Below are 16,024 nucleotides of genomic sequence, written 5' to 3' on the forward strand. Positions count from 1 at the left end.
TTATCTCAAAGATTCGCAAACGGAAACATCGGGGATTTCCGCGTCGCCGCGCGTGTAGTCGAAGCCCGGCTCGCCCCATTTGGCGTCCACTTCGTTGACGATTTCGGTCAGCGTCTGCGGCTCGCGGTTTTGCGCCTGCGCCTGCGCCTCCGTCGCGTCGGTCATCAACCAATGCGCGGCGAGTACGAGTGCGACGAGAATGAAATAACGAAGTCGGATATACATTTTTTAAACCTCTGTCGGTTGGTTTTTTGTCGGTTGGTTTGCTTAGATTGACGGGTTGATTTTTTCAATAACCGGCGTTGTGCCGTTTCGGCGGGCGGCGGATTGCGCGGCGCGGATGAGGTCGTCGATGCGCGCCACCTGCGCGTCTGCCTCGTAAAGCAAAACGGGCGGCAACCCAAGATCGAACACCACGTTTTGCCGGTTTAATTCCGTTTTGATTTTGCGGATTTCAGCCAGCAAAGCCTGCCGTTTTAAAAGCGCGTCGGCTTGGTGCGCGTCCAACAGGCGCGGCGCGGCTGCGGCTTCTTCAGAATCGGGCGCGGCGGCAAGCGGCTTTTTGCGCCGTTTCGCATCCATCGCGCGGGCAAGGCTTTTGCCTATGCCCCACATCGCCTTCGCCTGCGCCTTGGTCTTGTAAAACCTGACGGTCTGCGGACAAACCTTCCAGCTTGGTATATTCATCGCCATTCCTTCAGAAAAAATCTTTTTAAATCAGTTCTTTTTGCTCCGACCCGCCTTCGTGGGCGGTGATTTCCTCCGCCGACATGGCCGGCGGAATCAGCGCGGGGTCTTGATACATCGGCGATGGCGGCGACACGGTGCGGATGACTTCCGTTGCCGCTATGCCCGTCCAGCCACACGCCGAATTGAGACACTGGACGGAACTGTGTCGGCTGCGGTCGGTCATTCTGCGGCTTGCCGTAACCTTGCATCTGCTGCCGCAACAGGGGCAGTTGATTTGCACGCGCATATTGCCGCGCTCCGCCTTGGTGATACTCCTGCGGTTCATCGATTCCCCTTTAGTGCCGTGCGGCTGGCGTAAATACTCATCCCGCCGTCTTGGCGGCGGTAGGTCGCCGTTACCTTGATGTCGGCATACCGCCTCAAGGGGCGGCCGCTGCGGAATGCCTCGGCTTCGCCGTCGGTCAGGCGGACGCGCTCGCCCGTTTTTTCGATAATCAATTCATTCACAACCATTTTTATTGCTCCTTGCTTTTGTGTTTGCCGTCTGTCCGGCGGGTCAAGCGTCTTTCCGCTTTGCCATTGCCGATGCCGTAAAGCGCGGACTTGAAGCGCGGCAACAAAAAGGTAAATTTGAAATTTCTAGCGATTAATTGTTTTCGATACGACGGCATAACCCGCCCTGGTTGCCACTTCGCCGGCGATGGTGCGAAGGTTTTTGCCGTATTTGAGGCGGTTGATATAGCGCAACTGCCTTTCCAATGCCTGAACGCGGACGGCGATTTCTTCAACGGGGCGGTCGGGCATTTTTGCCAATTCGGCGGCAAGGTCTTTCAGCTCTTGGAGGTCGTCATTGAACAGGCAGCCGTATTTGCGGTCTTTCTTGGTGCGGACATAGGCGCGGCGCGCGGCTTTTTCCAAGTCCCGGGCGGCTTTTTCCACGTCCGTGTCGGGCTTCGCCCCCGCCGCCGCAAGCTCTTCAATAGTCAGCGGTTCGGCGGTTTCGGCAAACGCCTTTAACGCCTTTTCCATCTGCCCGCTTCGTGCGGTTTTTTTCATTTCTTTCATTTTTCTGCTCCTTATTTAGGATTAGTTGGTTTAAATTTTCCCCGTTATAATTTGATTTGCATTAATCACTTAACGAAAGGAAAAATATGGAAGAGGTTAAACAAACTATTCGGCTACCCGTTGATTCGCCGCTGAATGTCCGTTATGACGAGGAGTCAAAAACAATATCTTTAACCTGCTATCAATTTGTTGCGGGCGGTGGGGGCTTGGCGATGGAGATTCAACTTTCTCAGCAGGCGACACAACAAATGCTTCGGGCTGTTGAGCATCTGCAAAGTAAGTTCGGTGTAAGATCAGAAGCAGCCGATATGCCGCCCAATTTGCAATAGCCGTTTTCCATTTTTTCAACCGTCCGCCTTGTGCGGGCGGTTTTTTATTGACTGCTGTCATCTTTTGCTCCTTGTTCGGGTTTAACGGCGGATGCCGTCTGAAATTTGTCTTATGCCGACTGTCCGGCGGGTCAAGCGTCTATCCGCTTTGTCGGAGTTCCGTTAAAATAAAAGTTCCTACACAACTATTTAACGGAAAGCCAATATGGAAACTTCGTTATTAAAAAACATTCAAACCGACCGTCTTCCCGAATGGGACGAAACCGTTTTAAAAATCATTGCCCTTATCCAAAGCCCGTTCGGTGGCGGCGGCAACATCATGACGGCGGCGGTGCTGCACAACGGCGAGCCCTACCGCGTTATCCGCTGCGAAGGTTTGCGCGAATACATGAGCCTGATTTCCGACATGGTGGAAGCCGGTTTCGAAGAACTTATCGGCGACGGACAACCCCGCGACGGCTACGACCTGATGTTTCAGGCAGGCGCGGCAGGGATTGCCCCCATTCCCGAATCTCCTGAAGAAGAGTGTTAAATCGCGCGCCCCGTTTGGTTGCGGCGGCAACATATTTCGCGACATAAACAAACTCTTTCACACTGACGGCGACGACTTCGCCGTCTTTTTTCATTGCTGTCATTGTCCTGCTCCGTTTGGTTTAACGGCGGATGCCGTCTGAAATTTGTTTATATTGATTAGGAAACTTGACTTTTAAAAAGTTCATTTGCGCTTTAGGTATCCCGTTTTTTTGCCATTGGGAAACCGCCCCACGCGTTATTCCACATACATCTGCCACGGCAGAAACTCCGCCTAGCAATTGGATAAATTTTATTTGCTCTTCCTTTTTCATCTGTCTCTCTTTTCCAAAGTTTAGAATACTATACCGATTTAGTTTAGTATCTGTCAAGTAAACTATACTATTTTTAGTTTAGAATCTTAAACAGACACTGTTTTTATTAAATATTTTTATTTGGAATATAAAAATGGCGTTAAAAGAGAGGCTTCAGGCGTTGATGTCTGAATACAACTTGAGCACCCAACAAGAACTGGCAGACTTCGCCGGTGTCTCTAAAGGGTTGGTCGGGCAGTGGTTTAACGGTCAAACCGGACTAGGACGGAAACCCCTTGTTGCATTTGAAAAAAAAACGAATTTTTCCCCTCGTTGGTTGGCTGACGGGTACGGTGAAAAATACAAAAATCAAACCGTACTTGATAGGCTTTCAGACGGCATTGCCGACGGTATCGCGTTCGAGCTTTTAAACGTCCAAGCGGCGGCGGGCGTGGGTTACTTTAACGACGACTTCCCCGAGCCGCTTTCCCGCCTTGTGTTTTCCGAACACTGGGTGCGCGAGCATTTGGGCGGCACGGGCAAGGCGGTCAAGCTGATTTCGGTAAAGGGCGATTCGATGTCGCCCACGTTCAACCACGGCGATTTTTTATTTGTCGATACCGCCGCCGACTTCTACAACGGCGAGGGTGTGTACGTCTTCGCCGCCGCCGGGGAGCTGCGCGTGAAGCGGCTGCAATCGTCGGTGCGCGGCGGCATGAACGTGATCAGCGACAACCGCAATTACAACGCGGAATACCTGCCGCCCGACGATTGGGCGGCGGTCAAGGTGTGCGGCAGGGTCGTGTACCGTTTGGCGGGCGAGAGGGTGTGAGATTGGAACTTATGGCCGCCGCCCGGCGGCGTGATTCAGATTAATTAACAGGATTTAATATGGTTATGCTTTTTGCCGGTGTTTTGGTTTTGTTAGGCTGTTTGGCATCATTCGGCGGATTTTTCGGCGTTATCTCGCCAAAATTGATGCGCGATAGGAAAACCGGAAAAATCAAAACGCGCCGCCACTTCGCGGCAGCAATGGTTGTCGGGATGTTTTTATTTATGTTGGGCGTCGGAATAATCGCCGCCGACAATCCCGGAAGCGGACAGGCTGAAACTGTTTCAGCCAAGCCCGAGTCGGCGGCTTCCCAACCTGAAAACGTTCAGGCGGCGGCGAAGGCGAAAACGGCTCAAGACGAAACCCGTAAAGACATGCCCATCAGCTTTGAAGAACTGCGTCAGCGGATCAACCGGCAGATGGCACTATTGGACAAACCTGAAACCAAGCCTATCCCTAAAACCGCCAAGCCTTGGGGAGATAAGGACTCCGTTAATTTCACTTACCAATTTGACGCTTCTAAAAATATCAGCATTCTGATTTCGGCGAATCCTGAAAACAACAACCCGCGCGGAATAATTGTGCTTGCCACGCCTGCCGAAGGCAGCGAAGCCATCGATTTGCTGGCATTGTTTGCCAAATCTATCGCCATTCAGACGGCACCTATTGCCGACGGCAGCAGGGAAAGTAAGGAAACCGGCGCGAAGATTTTAAAAATGGCCACAAAATTGGTAGAAGAATTTTCGAAGAACCCTGAAGAACAAGCCAAAGATTCTTTTGTGAAAGACGGCTTCGAGTATGGTGTTGCCCTCACGCCGGGAATGCCTTTTATGTTTACCGTTGACGTGAAAGAATAGATTTAATCCTATTAAATAAACGGTAAATTAATTACCTTTGGTTTCAAATGGTTATTAAATTTGCCGTTTTTTTTGTTTGAAAAAGTGTTTGCATTACATCATTTGTTGATGTAATATACACACATCGGCAGACAACAAGCCTGCCACCGATACCTTGACGGATTCAGGGATAAACGAAAGGATTTCAAAATGTTCAAACGCGCCATCATCTTCACTTCTTTCAACGGCTTGGAAACAGTTTCTCAAACTGAAAAATGCCGATTAGCCAAAATTATTAATTCTGAAGTTTCTATCATCAACGAACACTTGAAAGCCAAAGCCACCAACGCATCGCTTGACGGCCAATACCGCGCTTTCTTGTTCAACGACGAATCGCCCGCGATGGCTGAATTTCTGGAAAAACTGAAAGCCTTTGCCGAAAGCTGCGCCGGAATCAGCATCGACGCATGGGAAATTGAAGAAAGCGAATACAACAGCCTGCCCCTGAAACAAAAAGACTTCTTGGCAGCAGCAAACGGCAAAGAGATTTTTAAAATTTAAGACACAAGCCGCCTGAAATATGGCGGCTTTTTTGAAAGGTTTAAAATGAGCAAAAACAATATCTTCAAAAAGTACCCACCAATTATTCACGGCGAAGCGCGGGGCGAGAATGACGAATTTGTGGTGCATACACGCTACCCCCGATTCTTGGCGCGTAAGTCGTTTGACGACAATTTCACAGGCGAAATGCCTGCAAAACCTGTTAACGGGGAATTGGGACAAATCGGTGAACCGCGCCGCCTTGCCTATGATTCGCGCATAGGGTTGTGGCTGTCTGACTTTATCATGTTGGACAAGAACAAACCTGAAAACATGGAGGAATGGCTTGAGCAGTTGAAAGCCGCCTGCGATCGAATCGCGGCAGATGATTTGATGCTGAACGAAGATGCGGCGGATTTGGGGGATTTTGATGATTGACAGGCCCGAATTGGGATACACGCCCGCCAATTTGAAGGCGGTGCGGCAAAAGTACGGGCTGACGCAAAAGCAGGTTGCCAGTATTACGGGCGCAACCTTGTCGACAGCCCAAAAATGGGAGGCGGCGATGAGTTTGAAAACTCATTCCGATATGCCTCATACGCGCTGGCTGATTTTGCTGGAATATGTGAGGAAGCTATAAACAATGCCGTCTGAAAGGTTCAGACGGCATTTTTCTTTGATTTTATTGGAGGAAAGGCTTGACTTTTTCGTAACAACGAAATATAATACAACCATTCAGAAAGCACTTAGCCCCGAAAGGCGGCAACCAATCGGGGCAAGTTAAGTCTGAATGGAAAGGAGCAGCAAAATGAATTGGAAATTGTTTATATTGCTGATTATTCTTCTAATTGCAACTGCTCAAGAATGTAATTAGAAAATAGCTTTTAAACAAAGGGGTGGCAGAACACCGCGCCCCTTCCGATTCAAACCTGCTGCTATTTTAACGCAATCCGATAAAAAATCAAGGAGCATACCCATGGAAGAAGACAAAATAGCCGAATCAAAAAAGAGATACGAAAAGGAAAAGCGGGCGCATCGCGGCGTTTCATTTAACCGCGATACCGAACAAGAGTTATTGGATTTTGTAGATAAAGTTAACTTTTCCCAATGGGTTAAGGAGAAAATCCGCGAAGAGATGCAAAAATAGCCCGACCGCCGCCAAGCCGCAAACTTGGCGGCTTTTTTTGCGGCTGCTGTTGCAAAAAATGCAACAACTGAAAACCGGCGCGCCGATGCCTGCCCGCAGGGTACGGCATTTTTACCGTCCGGCGGTTTGGGCTCGGACTTCGCCCTCGTACTGCGCGGCTTCGATTTCGATTTTGCTTTTCAGCTTGACGGCGGTGGTGTAGCCGCCGCTGTCCAGGGTGTGGGCGGCTTCCGCGCCTACCCATTTTTCCGCGTCGATTTCGGCTTTGAAGCCTTTCAAAATAACGGGGCTTTCGGGGGCGATGTCGGGGCGGCCGGCGGCGAGTGTGATTTCAAACTCGAGCGCGCCGCGCTTGAGTTTTTTAAAGGCGGCGCGCGCGCCTGTGGCGGCGGTTTTGGGGCTTTGGTAGGTGTGGCGCAAGGTTTTGATTTTTTTGCCGCTTATGTCGGCTTTTTTGGTTTCTTTGATTTCTTTTACCGTGGTTTTGTGGGTTTTGCCGTCTTTGCGCTTGGTTTTGTATCTGTATGTTTTGGTTACGGTTTTTCTGATTGGGTCGTAATTGTCTTCGGTTATGACGATTTCGTGTTTTTTGTTGGTTTTGCGGTCGATGTAGTAGGCGCGAACGCCGTTGTAGCTTTCGGTGTCGGTCTGCTTGAAGCTGTAGCTGTCGCCGCTTTGGCGGACGATGCGGACGACGGGAAGCGGCTTGCCGTCGGCGGTGGCGGCTTCGCCTGCGGAGACGAACAAAAGGCGGCCGTTTTTCACGGTGGCGATTGCGTCGTAACGTTCTGCCAAGCGGCTTAAAAAGGCGGCGTTGGATTCGTTGCTTTGGTCGGCGTGGTCGATTTTTTCGTTTTGCCAGGCTTTGCCGACGATGGGGATGTAGCCGTGTTCGGCGGCGATGGTTTCGATGATTTTTTTTAAATCGGTTTTGTGCCAGCTTCGTTCGCGCGCTTCGCTGAATTTGTCGGACACGTCGGCCGCGAGCGCGGTAAGGGTCAGGGTGTCGGGCGCGCCCGCCCACGACAGCTCGGTTATTTTGTAGCTGCCTTTGTCAACGAGCCCGGTCTCTTTGTAGCCGAGGAATAGGCGGATTTCGGCGGATATGGGCGGAAAGGCGAGGCGGCCGTCGTGGTCGGACAGGGTAACGGTCAGCTCGTCGGCTTCAAAGCCGCTTTTGTCGGTCAGGTTGATGGAGATGATACGGCTTTGCGCGTCCGTGCCGAACGGCTTTCCGTCTATGGTCAGGCGGGCGGCGGGGGTCAGGCTGCCGCCGGCGGCGATGGCGGAGAGGCGGTTGTAAATCCCTGCCGCGCCGTCTTTGATGGTTTCGGCTGTTTTTAAAATGTCCACTTCCGCCCCCTTGTCAGATGCCGGAGAGGCGGCGGACGAGTCCGGCGGCGGCAAACAGGGCTTTGCCTTTCAAGCCCATCGGTTGGTCGGCGGCTTTTTGCAAGTCCATCGTGAAATTGATGGCGCGGGCTTTGCCGTCGTGCATCAACTGGGATTTTTCGGTTTTGATGGATGTAATGACATACGCGCCCATTACTTCGCCCGTCCCCCATATGAGGTTGTGAGGCTTGCCCGTTTCCGCCATTGCGTACAAGTCGGCCAAAGACGCGTCGCCGCCTGTGATTTCGGGGCGGAGTTCGGCGGAAATGGTCAGGGTGTCGGCTTCCGGGCCGGTGTATTGCGCGGGCGGGATGCCGCCGACGGCGTTGTGGGTCGGATGCCGCCAGCCGCTTTGGCGGCTGACGCTTTGGAAGGGGACGGTTTTTGTGATAAACGGGAAAAATCCCAATATGGCGAGCATTTGTTTTCCTTGCACTCGTTCCGCCTGAAGCGGCGGCGGTTATCTGTCTTTAAACGCGCTGCGGGCGCGGCGGGCGGCTTGGTCGGCGGTTTGTTTGAGTTGGCGCGCGATTTCGCGGGCGATTTCGGCGGGGCTGCCGCTGCCGCCGTTGACGGTAATGTTGACGGTCATTCCGGCGGCGGGCGCGGATGCCGTCTGAAGCCTTGCTGGCGCGGTTCGCGGCGTTGCGGGCGCGGCGGCGGGGGCGATGCCGGATTTGCGGATTTTTTCCACTGCCTGCCAGCCGCCGAAACGCGCCACGTCGCGCTGGCTGAAGACGACTTCGCCCTTGTGGACGATGCCCGCCGCTTCGTGTACGCCGCCCGCGCCGGTGTAGCCGCCGGAGGAGAAGCCTTTGCCGCTTGCAATATCGCCGACAATGTTGATGCCCCGCCCGATGTAGCTGCCGAGTGCGCCTATTTTTTCGCGCAAATAGGCCAATTTCGAGGTAAAGCCGTCGATGAGGCTTTGAATCAGGTTTTTGCCCGCTTCCAAGAAGCGTGCGCCCAACCCTTGAAGAAAATTCAAAACCGCGCCGAATTTGCCCGAAAACCATTGCACCAGCGGCAGGGCGCGGATGTAGCCGCCGATGACGGCCAACCCTGCCGAAAAGCGCGCGCCGATGCGCGTGATAACGCCGCCGACATAGTCCGCGCCCGCGTTCCATACCGCCTTTATATCGTCCCAAAGCCCGGAGAAGAATCCGGCGATTGTTCCCCAGTTGTTCGCAATCAGGCGCGCCAAGCCGATAAAGGGGATGACGATGTTTAAAATCGGGTTTTCCTCAAAGGTTTTTTGTATCCATTCCCAGCCGGAAATTAAGGCGGATTTTACCGTGTCCCAATTGCGCCAAAGCATCACGAGCGCGCCGACGGCGAGGATGGCCCAGCCGAATGGGTTGGTAGCCAAAAAAACCAAGGCTTTCGCGCCGAACGCCGCCAACGAGCCGCCCAGCTTCAGCAGCGTTCCCGCCAAGCCCAACACGCCGCCTGCGGCTTTGCCCATTCCTCCGAACAGGCTGAAAAAGGCGAATTTCGACAAGGCGATGGGGACGAGGACGGCGGACAAGGCCGCGCCGATGCCGACGACGGCGGTCAGAAACACGCCCGCAACGGCGACGGTTTTCATGATGGCGGCGGCGGTTTGGGGGTTTTTGGCGGCCCAATCGCTTAGTTTTTCGTTGATGCCGCCTATCCATTTGGTCAGTTCTTTCAGTTGGGGGGCGACGGATTCGCCCATTTTAGCCAAAAAGTTGGTAAACGTGCCGCTTGCCGCGTCCCAAAGGTTGGCGAGCGTGCCCAGTTGGTCGTTGACGCGTTGGTTGAGGCTGGCTTGGGCCTGCATTTTTTTGGCGTATTCTTCGTAACCCTTTTTTCCTTTGCGAATCATGGTGGTCAATGCGCCTATGGTTTCGGAATCGTCGCCCCATACCTTGCCCAATACCTGTTTGAGCTGCACATCGGTCAGGTTTTTCAGCTTCGCCAGTTCGTCAAAGGCTTTGTCCAGCCCGGCAAAATTGCCTTTGCCGTCTGTAAAGTCCAGCGATATGCCCGTCCGCTTTTTGAGTTTCTCGAATTTGTCCACGCTCAACGAGCGGTCGAAGACTTTACGCAGGGCGTTACCCGCCTTTTCGCCCGTCATGCCCGACTGGTCGAGCATGGCAATCAGCGGCCCCATGGTCTTCATGGCTTCTTCGCCGCTGACTTTCATCAAATCCAGCGCGGGGGCGACGGTGGAAAACGCGCCTAAAATGTTGCCGTCGTCCACGCCAAGATAGTAAAGCCGCTGCACTTGGTCCATGATGGCAACCATCTCTTTTTCCGTCCCGCGCGTCGCATCTTGCAGCTTGGCGGCCATTTCGGCGGCTTCTTCCGGCGTTTTCTTGAGCTGTACCGCCAACAGCGCGGCGGCTTCGCCCGTACCGCCCAAAACCGCCTTGGCGGATATGCCCTGCCGCATGAGCATGGTCATGAGGTTTTTAAAATCGGCGGTCGTGCCGGGGAGCTTGTCGCCCAGCCTTGTGGCAAGTTCGTCGATTCTTTGGTAATCCGCCCCGACTTTGCCCGAGCTGTCCATCATCGCGGCGCGGAGGTCGGTGGAGGCGGTTTCGCTTTGGGCATAGGCGGCAACGGGGGCGGACAACACGTTGCGCGTAGTGTCGGCGATGCCCCGGGCGGTGTACATCATCGTTGCCGAGCGTGTCGCCGCGTCGCCCATTTTGGCTTTTTCGGCGGCCGCCCTGTTGCGGGCGGCTAGGATTTTCTTTTGTTTCTCTAAAATGCCGTTGACTTTTTCCAGCTTGGTTTTTAAATCTTTTTGGCTGTCGCCCAGCTTAACGGTGGACGTTCCTGCGGCTTTCATTTCTTTCGCCAGCCGGGCGGCAGTCTTGGTTTGCCGCGCCTGCGTTTTCTCTAGGTTTTTCGCTTCGCGGGCGAGCTTGTTCATTTCCTGCGTCTGCTGCTTGGTCGCGCCGCCGCCCTTTTTCATTTCCGCCAACAGTTCTTTTTGGCGGGCGCGGTTTTCCGCCAGCTTTTGGGCGGTGGCGGCAAGGTTGTTCCGGTAGCCTTGCAGCCGCTTGGTGTCGTTGATGGCTTTGTTGAGGCGGGTTTGTTCTTTTTCCGCTTTGGCGATGTCGCCGCCCAACACGGAGGCGGCTTTGCCGATACGCTGAAATTCTGCGCTGGCTTTGTCGGCGGCTTTTAATATGATGCTGATGGTTTTGGATGTCATCGGTTTTTTCCGTGCGGTGCGGCTTGGCGGCAAAAATGCCGCCTGAAGGTTTCAGACGGCATTGTTTCAGGTGGCGGCGGCTTCCTGCCGGGCGCGGCTGATTTCGGCCGCCTTTTCCGTCCAGCGGTTGAGGTCGTACAGGTTTAATCCGGCAAACCAGCCGATGCCGCCTTTAAATGTGAGGGCGCATAAGGCGAGCGCGTCGTCTATGGGGTAGGCAGGCAGGGGGTCGCCGTCTGCCGCCGTCCAGATGTCGGGGGCTTCGTTTAAGAGGCGGGCGAAGGTGTCGGCGGCGTATCGGCATTTTCGGTATAGCCCAAAGCCTCGAAGGCTTCCTGAATCTCGGTTCTCGCCGAAGGCGGCGCGGAAAAAAAATCAATGGCGGCATTCAGTGCCTGCGTGTCGGCCATATTCAACACTCCGTATTGCGCCATCCCGATTTTTGGGGTGCTGATTTTGGCCAAGATTTTTTGCACGGTCTCGGTGTGTTTGATTTTAATCAAATCCTGCCCCAGCCCCGCCATATCTTTGGCCAGCGGCTCGCGTAAAACGTATGCCGTGCCGTCTGAAAGGGTTACGGTCAGGGTGTCGTCGGCGTTGATTTTGATTTGCGGTTCTTGCTTCATTTGTTTCTTTCTGTCCTAAAAATTCGGCGGCGCGATGCCGCCTTTGTTTACAAACCCAATGCGGCGCGGAGTCCGGCGCGGATGTCTTTGCCGCCGATGATGAGGCGGTTGGCCATGAAGTCGGCTTCGATGATGGTTTTGCCGTCTAAGGTTTCTTTCCAATAGGTCAGGGCGAATTTGAAGGTTTGCTCGCCGCCTTCGCCTGCTTTGTCTTCGTTGCGGGTGGTTTCGATGATGCGGCCGCGCGCCTCGCCCGTGAGGGTTTGGTAGGCTTCTTCGTCTTCTTTGTGCAGCGCGCCTTGGTAGCGGAGGAGGTTGCCGTTGATTTTATGGCTGATTCCGGCGAAGAGTTCCGCGTCGAATCCCTTGCTTGTCAATTCAAGCTCTAATTTTTCCAAGCCGTGAATAACGGTAAATTCGCCCATACTGCCGCCGGGCGTGTAGTCTTCCGTTTTGAATTTGATGTCGGGGCGTTTGACACTCATCAACACGCCGTCTTTATTCAGGCCGTCGGCGAAGACGTTGAAGCCTTTTAAAATGCGGGGTAATTGCATTTGTTCATCCTTTCGATGCCGGGCGTGTTGCCCGGCGTTTCTTTAAACGGTGGTCGGTTTGAGGTTGCTTGCGAACTCGATCACGCGGTCGGTCAGGTTCACAATGAAGCGGTCGGAAACGTACTGGTTCAGTTCGATGTTTTCCAACGGCGGCGCGACGGTAAATTCATAGTCAAAGGCAAAGATGCCGTTGCCGACGCGCGATTTTTCCACTTTGCGCGGGTCGATGAATACCTGCGCCCCGAGCAGCCAGCCTTGATAGACTTTTTCCGCCAGCTTGGCATTGATACCGTTGATGATGTCGATCATCAAGGACGGGTGCATGGGCTTGTCCATCGCCCATAAGAAACTTTGCGCGATGGTTTCTTTGATGATGGAGGCGACGCGGACGGTCGGCTCGAACGCCCAGACGGGGTCGGCGGAACAGGTGCGGTTGCCCCATACGCGGAAACCGTTCTCGCGGATGAGGGTGGTAATGTCGGCGTTGTTGATGGTGTTCGCTTCGCTGTTGATGTCGAGCAAACCGAAGCTGCGCGGGTATTTCAGCGCGGACACGCCTTGGATTTCGGCGTTTGAAATGGATTTGTGCGGTCCGGCGGCGGCATCCAGCATCGCGCGCGCGCCCAGGATGCGGCCGATGGTGGAGGCGGTTTGCGCCGTGCCTTTTTGGTAGGCGGTAAATTCGTTGTCAACCAGCATCAAATTTTTCTGCCCGAAACCGGCGCGGTACTGCTTCAGGGTCGTAATGTCTTCCGCGCCGCCTGCCGAGGCGTACACGAAGCCGTCCAAGGCGTTGGCGGCAACGGCAAGGGCGGCGGTAACGTCCGCGTCGTCCAATTCGGGCGCGCCCAGGATTTTGGGCTTGAAGCCCGTGTGCGCCTGCGCTTTGGCAAGGGTTTTGCAGGCTTCGATCACGGCGGTTTTCTGTTCCGCTTCCTTGGTGTTGCTTTCGGCGCGGACGACGACGATTTGCGCGTCCCCTTGGTCTGTAATGGCGGTTAAGGTTTTGGCGAGCGTGCCTTTCGTGCCGGCTTTTTCCAAGAGGGAAGCGGCGGAATTGCTGTAAACCGGCTTTCCGGTCGGGAACGTTGCCGCGTCCGCGTCCTCGGCGGTGGCGACGATGCCGATGATGTTGGCGGCGATGTCGGAAATGGGGCGCGCGCCGCGTGTGAATTCTTTGGCGGTTACGCCGTGCATACGTTGTGCGGTCATTGGGGTTTTCCTTTGCTGTTTGGGGTTATTGTCAAAAGGCGGGGGTGGACGGGCAAGGGCTTTTATTTCTGATTGGGGTTTTCAGGCGCGTACCGCTTTTGCATTTCGCGGTAGTTGGCGATTTCCCGCCCTGCCAGTTCAAACTGGACGAGGTCGGCGGTTTCTGACGCACGGCGACGGACGCGTTCCCATTCTTCGATTTGGTTTTGGTAGAACTGATAAGGGTTCATTGCGTATCCCTTTCATTGGCGGCGCGGCTTTGGTTGAACCGCGCGTCGTGCTGCCTGCCTTTCAGTTCGCTGATATACGCCTGTCGGCAGTGGTGGCGGTCGAAAAATACGCCGTTGATCAGGGTATATAAAACCTTCCAGCGGGTTTTGGGCTTTTGGGCGAGCCGCGCGCCGCGATAGGTGCGGCTTGACAGGGTTTCGTCCGCCGCGCCGCCGGTTAGGGCGTTGAACAGTTGGTCGATGGCTACCAACAGGTGGTAACCGTATTTTTTCAGCCGATGTTTAGTGTCCATTCTTCGATTTCCTTTTCCAGCGCGTCCAATCCGGGCGCGGTTTTGATGGTGTTCAATTTGTCTTCGAGCTGCTGCCGCTTTCCGATAACCGCGCCGACGGCAACGGCCAGGCGGGCAGATTTTTCGACAACCTTTTCAATCAAAACGTCCAATTCCACGCCCCTTGCGGCGGCGATTTGCGCCAGCATCGGGGTCGGGGCGTTGTTGTCCGCCTGCCGGGCGAGGGCTTCTTTTTCCTGCCTGTAAAAGCTGTCGATTTCCACTTGGGGATAGCCCGCCAAGAGACTGTTTTTGAGTTCGTCCGCCTTTGCCGCGAGACGGAATGCCAAGGCGTTTTTTTGTTTGCCGAAACGGGCGGCGGCGGCGTCTTTGCTGATTTTCCATTTTTTTCCGTCCCATTCGTGGTAATCGGACGGGCGCGGCGGGGAAACGGTCAGATCGTCGGACACGATGCAGCCGGAATTGAGGGCGGCGAGCAGCTCGGCGTGTTGTTCGGGCGTAATGGGGCGCGCGCCCTCGGGGGCTTGGTCGGGGGTGTCGCAGTCGTAAAAGGCTTGGTCTTTAAAATAAATCGTCATGTTTGTTCTTTCTGTCGGTTGGTCGGCGGTCAGGCGGCTTTGCCTACGGCAAACCATAAGATGCAGGTGTCGCGCCCGCCGTTTCCTTCGTAGCACGAGCTGACTTGGGCGGCGAATTTATTCTTGGCGTAGGAGCGAATCACAACGCTGCCCGCCATGTTGCCCCAGTAGTTGGCATTGGGGAAATAGGCGGAACTTGCGATTGAATAAATTTCCCGAAAGGCGATGGGGAAGTGGATGTCTTTTTGGCGGTGCACGCCTTCGATCGCCGCCTTGCCCCATTGGATGAGGATGCCGCCGGGCAGTTTGAGCCAGCCGTTTTCGTCGGCGTTGCCGGTTAATATGCCGTTCACGGCTTGGGCGACGGCGGTGTCGAAGCCCGGGATTTGGGCGGGGGTGTGGGTGTGGGCGCGGTCGGCTTTGTCTTGGAGGTTTTGCGCCAGCGTGCCTGCGTCCAGCGCGCCTGCGTTGATGGTTTCGCCGTGGGACTTTATCCAGAACACGGCTTCGCCCAAGGTGTCGGCGGCTTTGATGCACAGTTTTAAAACCAAGGCTTTGGGGCGGTTTTCGTCGGCGGTAGGGACGACGTTGGATGCGTCGAATGTGAGGGCGGACGGTAGATTATCGCCTCCGCCGCTACCATCGGCTGTCCACTGTTTCCATGATTTTTCCACGCCAAACGCGCCCGTCGGCTCGATGTGGTCGAACAATTGCAGTGCGCCGTTTTTGCCACTGTCGATTTTGCCGGTAATGTTGCGGATTGCGTCTTCCTGCACCTGTCCGACTGCCAGGCCGTTGCCCGCGTTGCGGATAAAGCGGTCGGCGGCTTTGGGGACGTTGGCAATGCTGCCGTATTTTTCGGCCAGCAGGCGGTAAAGTTCGGGATACGCCGATTCGGTTACACGGTCGGCGATTTCGTCGAACGCCAGCCAGCCGGTCGGGATTTGTTCGGACGGAAACCACGCGGTCATGCCGATGTCGGTACGGCTTAAATCGGGCAGGCGGTTGCTGTTGCCCAGGGCGCGGTAAAGGTCGGGGAAGGTGTTTTGCGCAAAGGTCGTGCCGTTGGCTTTGAGATAGCCTGCGGGGTTTTGGACGGCTTTGGGAAAGGATACGATCGCGCCGACGGGGATGCCATCCGAATTGAGTTTTTTCCACGCGCTCCAGTCGTCGTTCGCGCTGCTTACCTGGTGGCGTTCGTACACGTCGGACGTGTAGGCGGGATAGCCCAACTGCCTGCACCAGCCGGGTTGCGTTCCGGCGATGACTTGGATATGGCAGGAGGTGTTTTCAACGGGCAGGTTGGAGCTGCCGACCGCCGTCGGCAGGGAATAGACGCCGTCTGTTTTGAGGGTGTTCAAATCGCCCCGGAAGGTTTCTACTTTGAAATTGCCGATGCCGTATCCGGACAGCGTGTTCGGTTTGCCTTCGATGTCTTCGGCAAAACGCGGTTTGTTGGCGGCGTGGAAGATGTCGTGGTTGTTGTAGGAAATGCGGTTGTTTGCGCCGTGCATGCGCAGGGTGTTGTCGCCGAAGACGATGTGGGCGTTGTCGGCATCCGCGCCGATGTAGGCTTTGTAGCCGCCGTTCCAGTGCGTCTGGTTGGCGGACAAATGGATGCCGTTTTGGAATTGGGTTGCGGCGGTAAAGGTTTTTTGTCCGTTGACGGTTTGGTCGCCGGAGAGG

The 16,024-nt window shown here is 54.8% G+C and carries 23 protein-coding genes and 1 pseudogene; 8 read left to right on the top strand and 16 right to left on the bottom strand.

Annotated elements, in window-relative coordinates; all coding sequences use genetic code 11:
• The 5 genes from Q9J79_RS04210 to Q9J79_RS04230 form a co-directional block, all read right to left on the bottom strand.
• A complete protein-coding gene (locus Q9J79_RS04210) occupies nt 1–225 on the bottom strand; it encodes a hypothetical protein (protein WP_301911849.1) in 225 nt (74 codons plus the stop codon).
• Nucleotides 226–267: 42 nt separating this feature from the next.
• On the bottom strand, nt 268–687 hold the full coding sequence (locus Q9J79_RS04215; RefSeq protein ID WP_101133113.1) for a hypothetical protein: 420 nt from the start codon (nt 685–687) through the stop codon (nt 268–270).
• A 25-nt stretch (nt 688–712) separates the two neighbouring features.
• Nucleotides 713–1,015: an ogr/Delta-like zinc finger family protein gene (locus Q9J79_RS04220; RefSeq protein ID WP_301911848.1), complete on the bottom strand. Its 303-nt coding sequence runs from the start codon at nt 1,013–1,015 to the stop codon at nt 713–715.
• Entirely contained in the window at nt 1,012–1,203 is a 192-nt protein-coding gene (locus Q9J79_RS04225) for a hypothetical protein (protein ID WP_301911847.1), read from the bottom strand. The genes Q9J79_RS04220 and Q9J79_RS04225 overlap by 4 nt, the downstream gene beginning before the upstream one ends.
• Nucleotides 1,204–1,329: 126 nt before the next feature.
• Nucleotides 1,330–1,755 carry a hypothetical protein gene (locus Q9J79_RS04230; RefSeq protein WP_301911846.1) on the bottom strand — a complete coding sequence of 142 codons (426 nt, stop codon included), beginning with the start codon at nt 1,753–1,755 and terminating at the stop codon, nt 1,330–1,332.
• 86 nt (nt 1,756–1,841) lie between these two features.
• Here Q9J79_RS04230 and Q9J79_RS04235 point away from each other — a divergent pair, with 86 nt between their 5' ends.
• Both Q9J79_RS04235 and Q9J79_RS04240 read left to right on the top strand, forming a co-directional pair.
• The gene (locus Q9J79_RS04235) at nt 1,842–2,084 is read left to right on the top strand and encodes a hypothetical protein (RefSeq protein WP_061376024.1); all 243 of its coding nucleotides are present in this window, start codon (nt 1,842–1,844) and stop codon (nt 2,082–2,084) included.
• A 205-nt stretch (nt 2,085–2,289) separates the two neighbouring features.
• Entirely contained in the window at nt 2,290–2,616 is a 327-nt protein-coding gene (locus Q9J79_RS04240; protein ID WP_301911845.1) for a hypothetical protein, read from the top strand.
• A 121-nt stretch (nt 2,617–2,737) separates the two neighbouring features.
• Here Q9J79_RS04240 and Q9J79_RS04245 read toward each other — a convergent pair whose 3' ends face one another.
• A complete protein-coding gene (locus tag Q9J79_RS04245) occupies nt 2,738–2,929 on the bottom strand; it encodes a Cro/CI family transcriptional regulator (protein ID WP_301911844.1) in 192 nt (63 codons plus the stop codon).
• Nucleotides 2,930–3,062: 133 nt separating this feature from the next.
• Here Q9J79_RS04245 and Q9J79_RS04250 point away from each other — a divergent pair, with 133 nt between their 5' ends.
• The 6 genes from Q9J79_RS04250 (at nt 3,063) to Q9J79_RS04275 (ending at nt 6,263) form a co-directional block, all read left to right on the top strand.
• A complete protein-coding gene (locus Q9J79_RS04250) occupies nt 3,063–3,740 on the top strand; it encodes a LexA family transcriptional regulator (protein WP_041266413.1) in 678 nt (225 codons plus the stop codon).
• Between the two features lie 59 nt (nt 3,741–3,799).
• A complete protein-coding gene (locus Q9J79_RS04255; protein ID WP_301911843.1) occupies nt 3,800–4,597 on the top strand; it encodes a hypothetical protein in 798 nt (265 codons plus the stop codon).
• 189 nt (nt 4,598–4,786) lie between these two features.
• Nucleotides 4,787–5,137, top strand: a complete 351-nt coding sequence (gene acrIIC3 / locus Q9J79_RS04260) for an anti-CRISPR protein AcrIIC3 (protein ID WP_301911842.1) — start codon at nt 4,787–4,789, stop codon at nt 5,135–5,137.
• Between the two features lie 45 nt (nt 5,138–5,182).
• Nucleotides 5,183–5,554 carry an anti-CRISPR protein AcrIIC2 gene (acrIIC2, locus tag Q9J79_RS04265; protein ID WP_301911841.1) on the top strand — a complete coding sequence of 124 codons (372 nt, stop codon included), beginning with the start codon at nt 5,183–5,185 and terminating at the stop codon, nt 5,552–5,554.
• Nucleotides 5,547–5,756: a helix-turn-helix domain-containing protein gene (locus Q9J79_RS04270; protein ID WP_301911840.1), complete on the top strand. Its 210-nt coding sequence runs from the start codon at nt 5,547–5,549 to the stop codon at nt 5,754–5,756. The genes acrIIC2 and Q9J79_RS04270 overlap by 8 nt, the downstream gene beginning before the upstream one ends.
• Before the next feature lie 336 nt (nt 5,757–6,092).
• A complete protein-coding gene (locus Q9J79_RS04275; RefSeq protein WP_021439734.1) occupies nt 6,093–6,263 on the top strand; it encodes a hypothetical protein in 171 nt (56 codons plus the stop codon).
• A 111-nt stretch (nt 6,264–6,374) separates the two neighbouring features.
• Here the strand turns inward: Q9J79_RS04275 and Q9J79_RS04280 are convergent, their stop codons facing one another.
• The 10 genes and pseudogenes from Q9J79_RS04280 to Q9J79_RS04325 all read right to left on the bottom strand — a co-directional run.
• A complete protein-coding gene (locus Q9J79_RS04280; protein ID WP_304717631.1) occupies nt 6,375–7,670 on the bottom strand; it encodes a contractile injection system protein, VgrG/Pvc8 family in 1,296 nt (431 codons plus the stop codon).
• Nucleotides 7,630–8,076, bottom strand: a complete 447-nt coding sequence (locus Q9J79_RS04285; RefSeq protein WP_301911838.1) for a phage tail protein — start codon at nt 8,074–8,076, stop codon at nt 7,630–7,632. The genes Q9J79_RS04280 and Q9J79_RS04285 overlap by 41 nt, the downstream gene beginning before the upstream one ends.
• A 39-nt stretch (nt 8,077–8,115) precedes the next feature.
• On the bottom strand, nt 8,116–10,845 hold the full coding sequence (locus Q9J79_RS04290; protein ID WP_304717632.1) for a phage tail tape measure protein: 2,730 nt from the start codon (nt 10,843–10,845) through the stop codon (nt 8,116–8,118).
• 266 nt (nt 10,846–11,111) lie between these two features.
• Nucleotides 11,112–11,471 (bottom strand): hypothetical protein, encoded by a 360-nt coding sequence (locus Q9J79_RS04295; RefSeq protein WP_061371010.1) that lies wholly within the window; start codon nt 11,469–11,471, stop codon nt 11,112–11,114.
• A 47-nt stretch (nt 11,472–11,518) separates the two neighbouring features.
• Nucleotides 11,519–12,025 carry a phage major tail tube protein gene (locus Q9J79_RS04300; RefSeq protein WP_101133129.1) on the bottom strand — a complete coding sequence of 169 codons (507 nt, stop codon included), beginning with the start codon at nt 12,023–12,025 and terminating at the stop codon, nt 11,519–11,521.
• A 42-nt stretch (nt 12,026–12,067) separates the two neighbouring features.
• Nucleotides 12,068–13,237, bottom strand: coding sequence for a phage tail sheath subtilisin-like domain-containing protein (locus Q9J79_RS04305; RefSeq protein WP_301911836.1), 1,170 nt, complete (start codon nt 13,235–13,237; stop codon nt 12,068–12,070).
• Nucleotides 13,238–13,299: 62 nt separating this feature from the next.
• The gene (locus tag Q9J79_RS04310) at nt 13,300–13,467 is read right to left on the bottom strand and encodes a hypothetical protein (protein ID WP_301911835.1); all 168 of its coding nucleotides are present in this window, start codon (nt 13,465–13,467) and stop codon (nt 13,300–13,302) included.
• The gene (locus Q9J79_RS04315) at nt 13,464–13,760 is read right to left on the bottom strand and encodes a DNA helicase UvrD (protein ID WP_301911834.1); all 297 of its coding nucleotides are present in this window, start codon (nt 13,758–13,760) and stop codon (nt 13,464–13,466) included. The genes Q9J79_RS04310 and Q9J79_RS04315 overlap by 4 nt, the downstream gene beginning before the upstream one ends.
• Nucleotides 13,739–14,338 (bottom strand): HI_1402-related protein, encoded by a 600-nt coding sequence (locus Q9J79_RS04320; protein WP_304717633.1) that lies wholly within the window; start codon nt 14,336–14,338, stop codon nt 13,739–13,741. The genes Q9J79_RS04315 and Q9J79_RS04320 overlap by 22 nt, the downstream gene beginning before the upstream one ends.
• A 35-nt stretch (nt 14,339–14,373) precedes the next feature.
• Nucleotides 14,374–16,011: pseudogene (locus tag Q9J79_RS04325) on the bottom strand (pyocin knob domain-containing protein); the annotation flags it as partial.
• Nucleotides 16,012–16,024 lie beyond the last annotated feature (13 nt).

The organism is Neisseria viridiae, assembly GCF_962747995.1.
Classification (GTDB): domain Bacteria; phylum Pseudomonadota; class Gammaproteobacteria; order Burkholderiales; family Neisseriaceae; genus Neisseria; species Neisseria viridiae.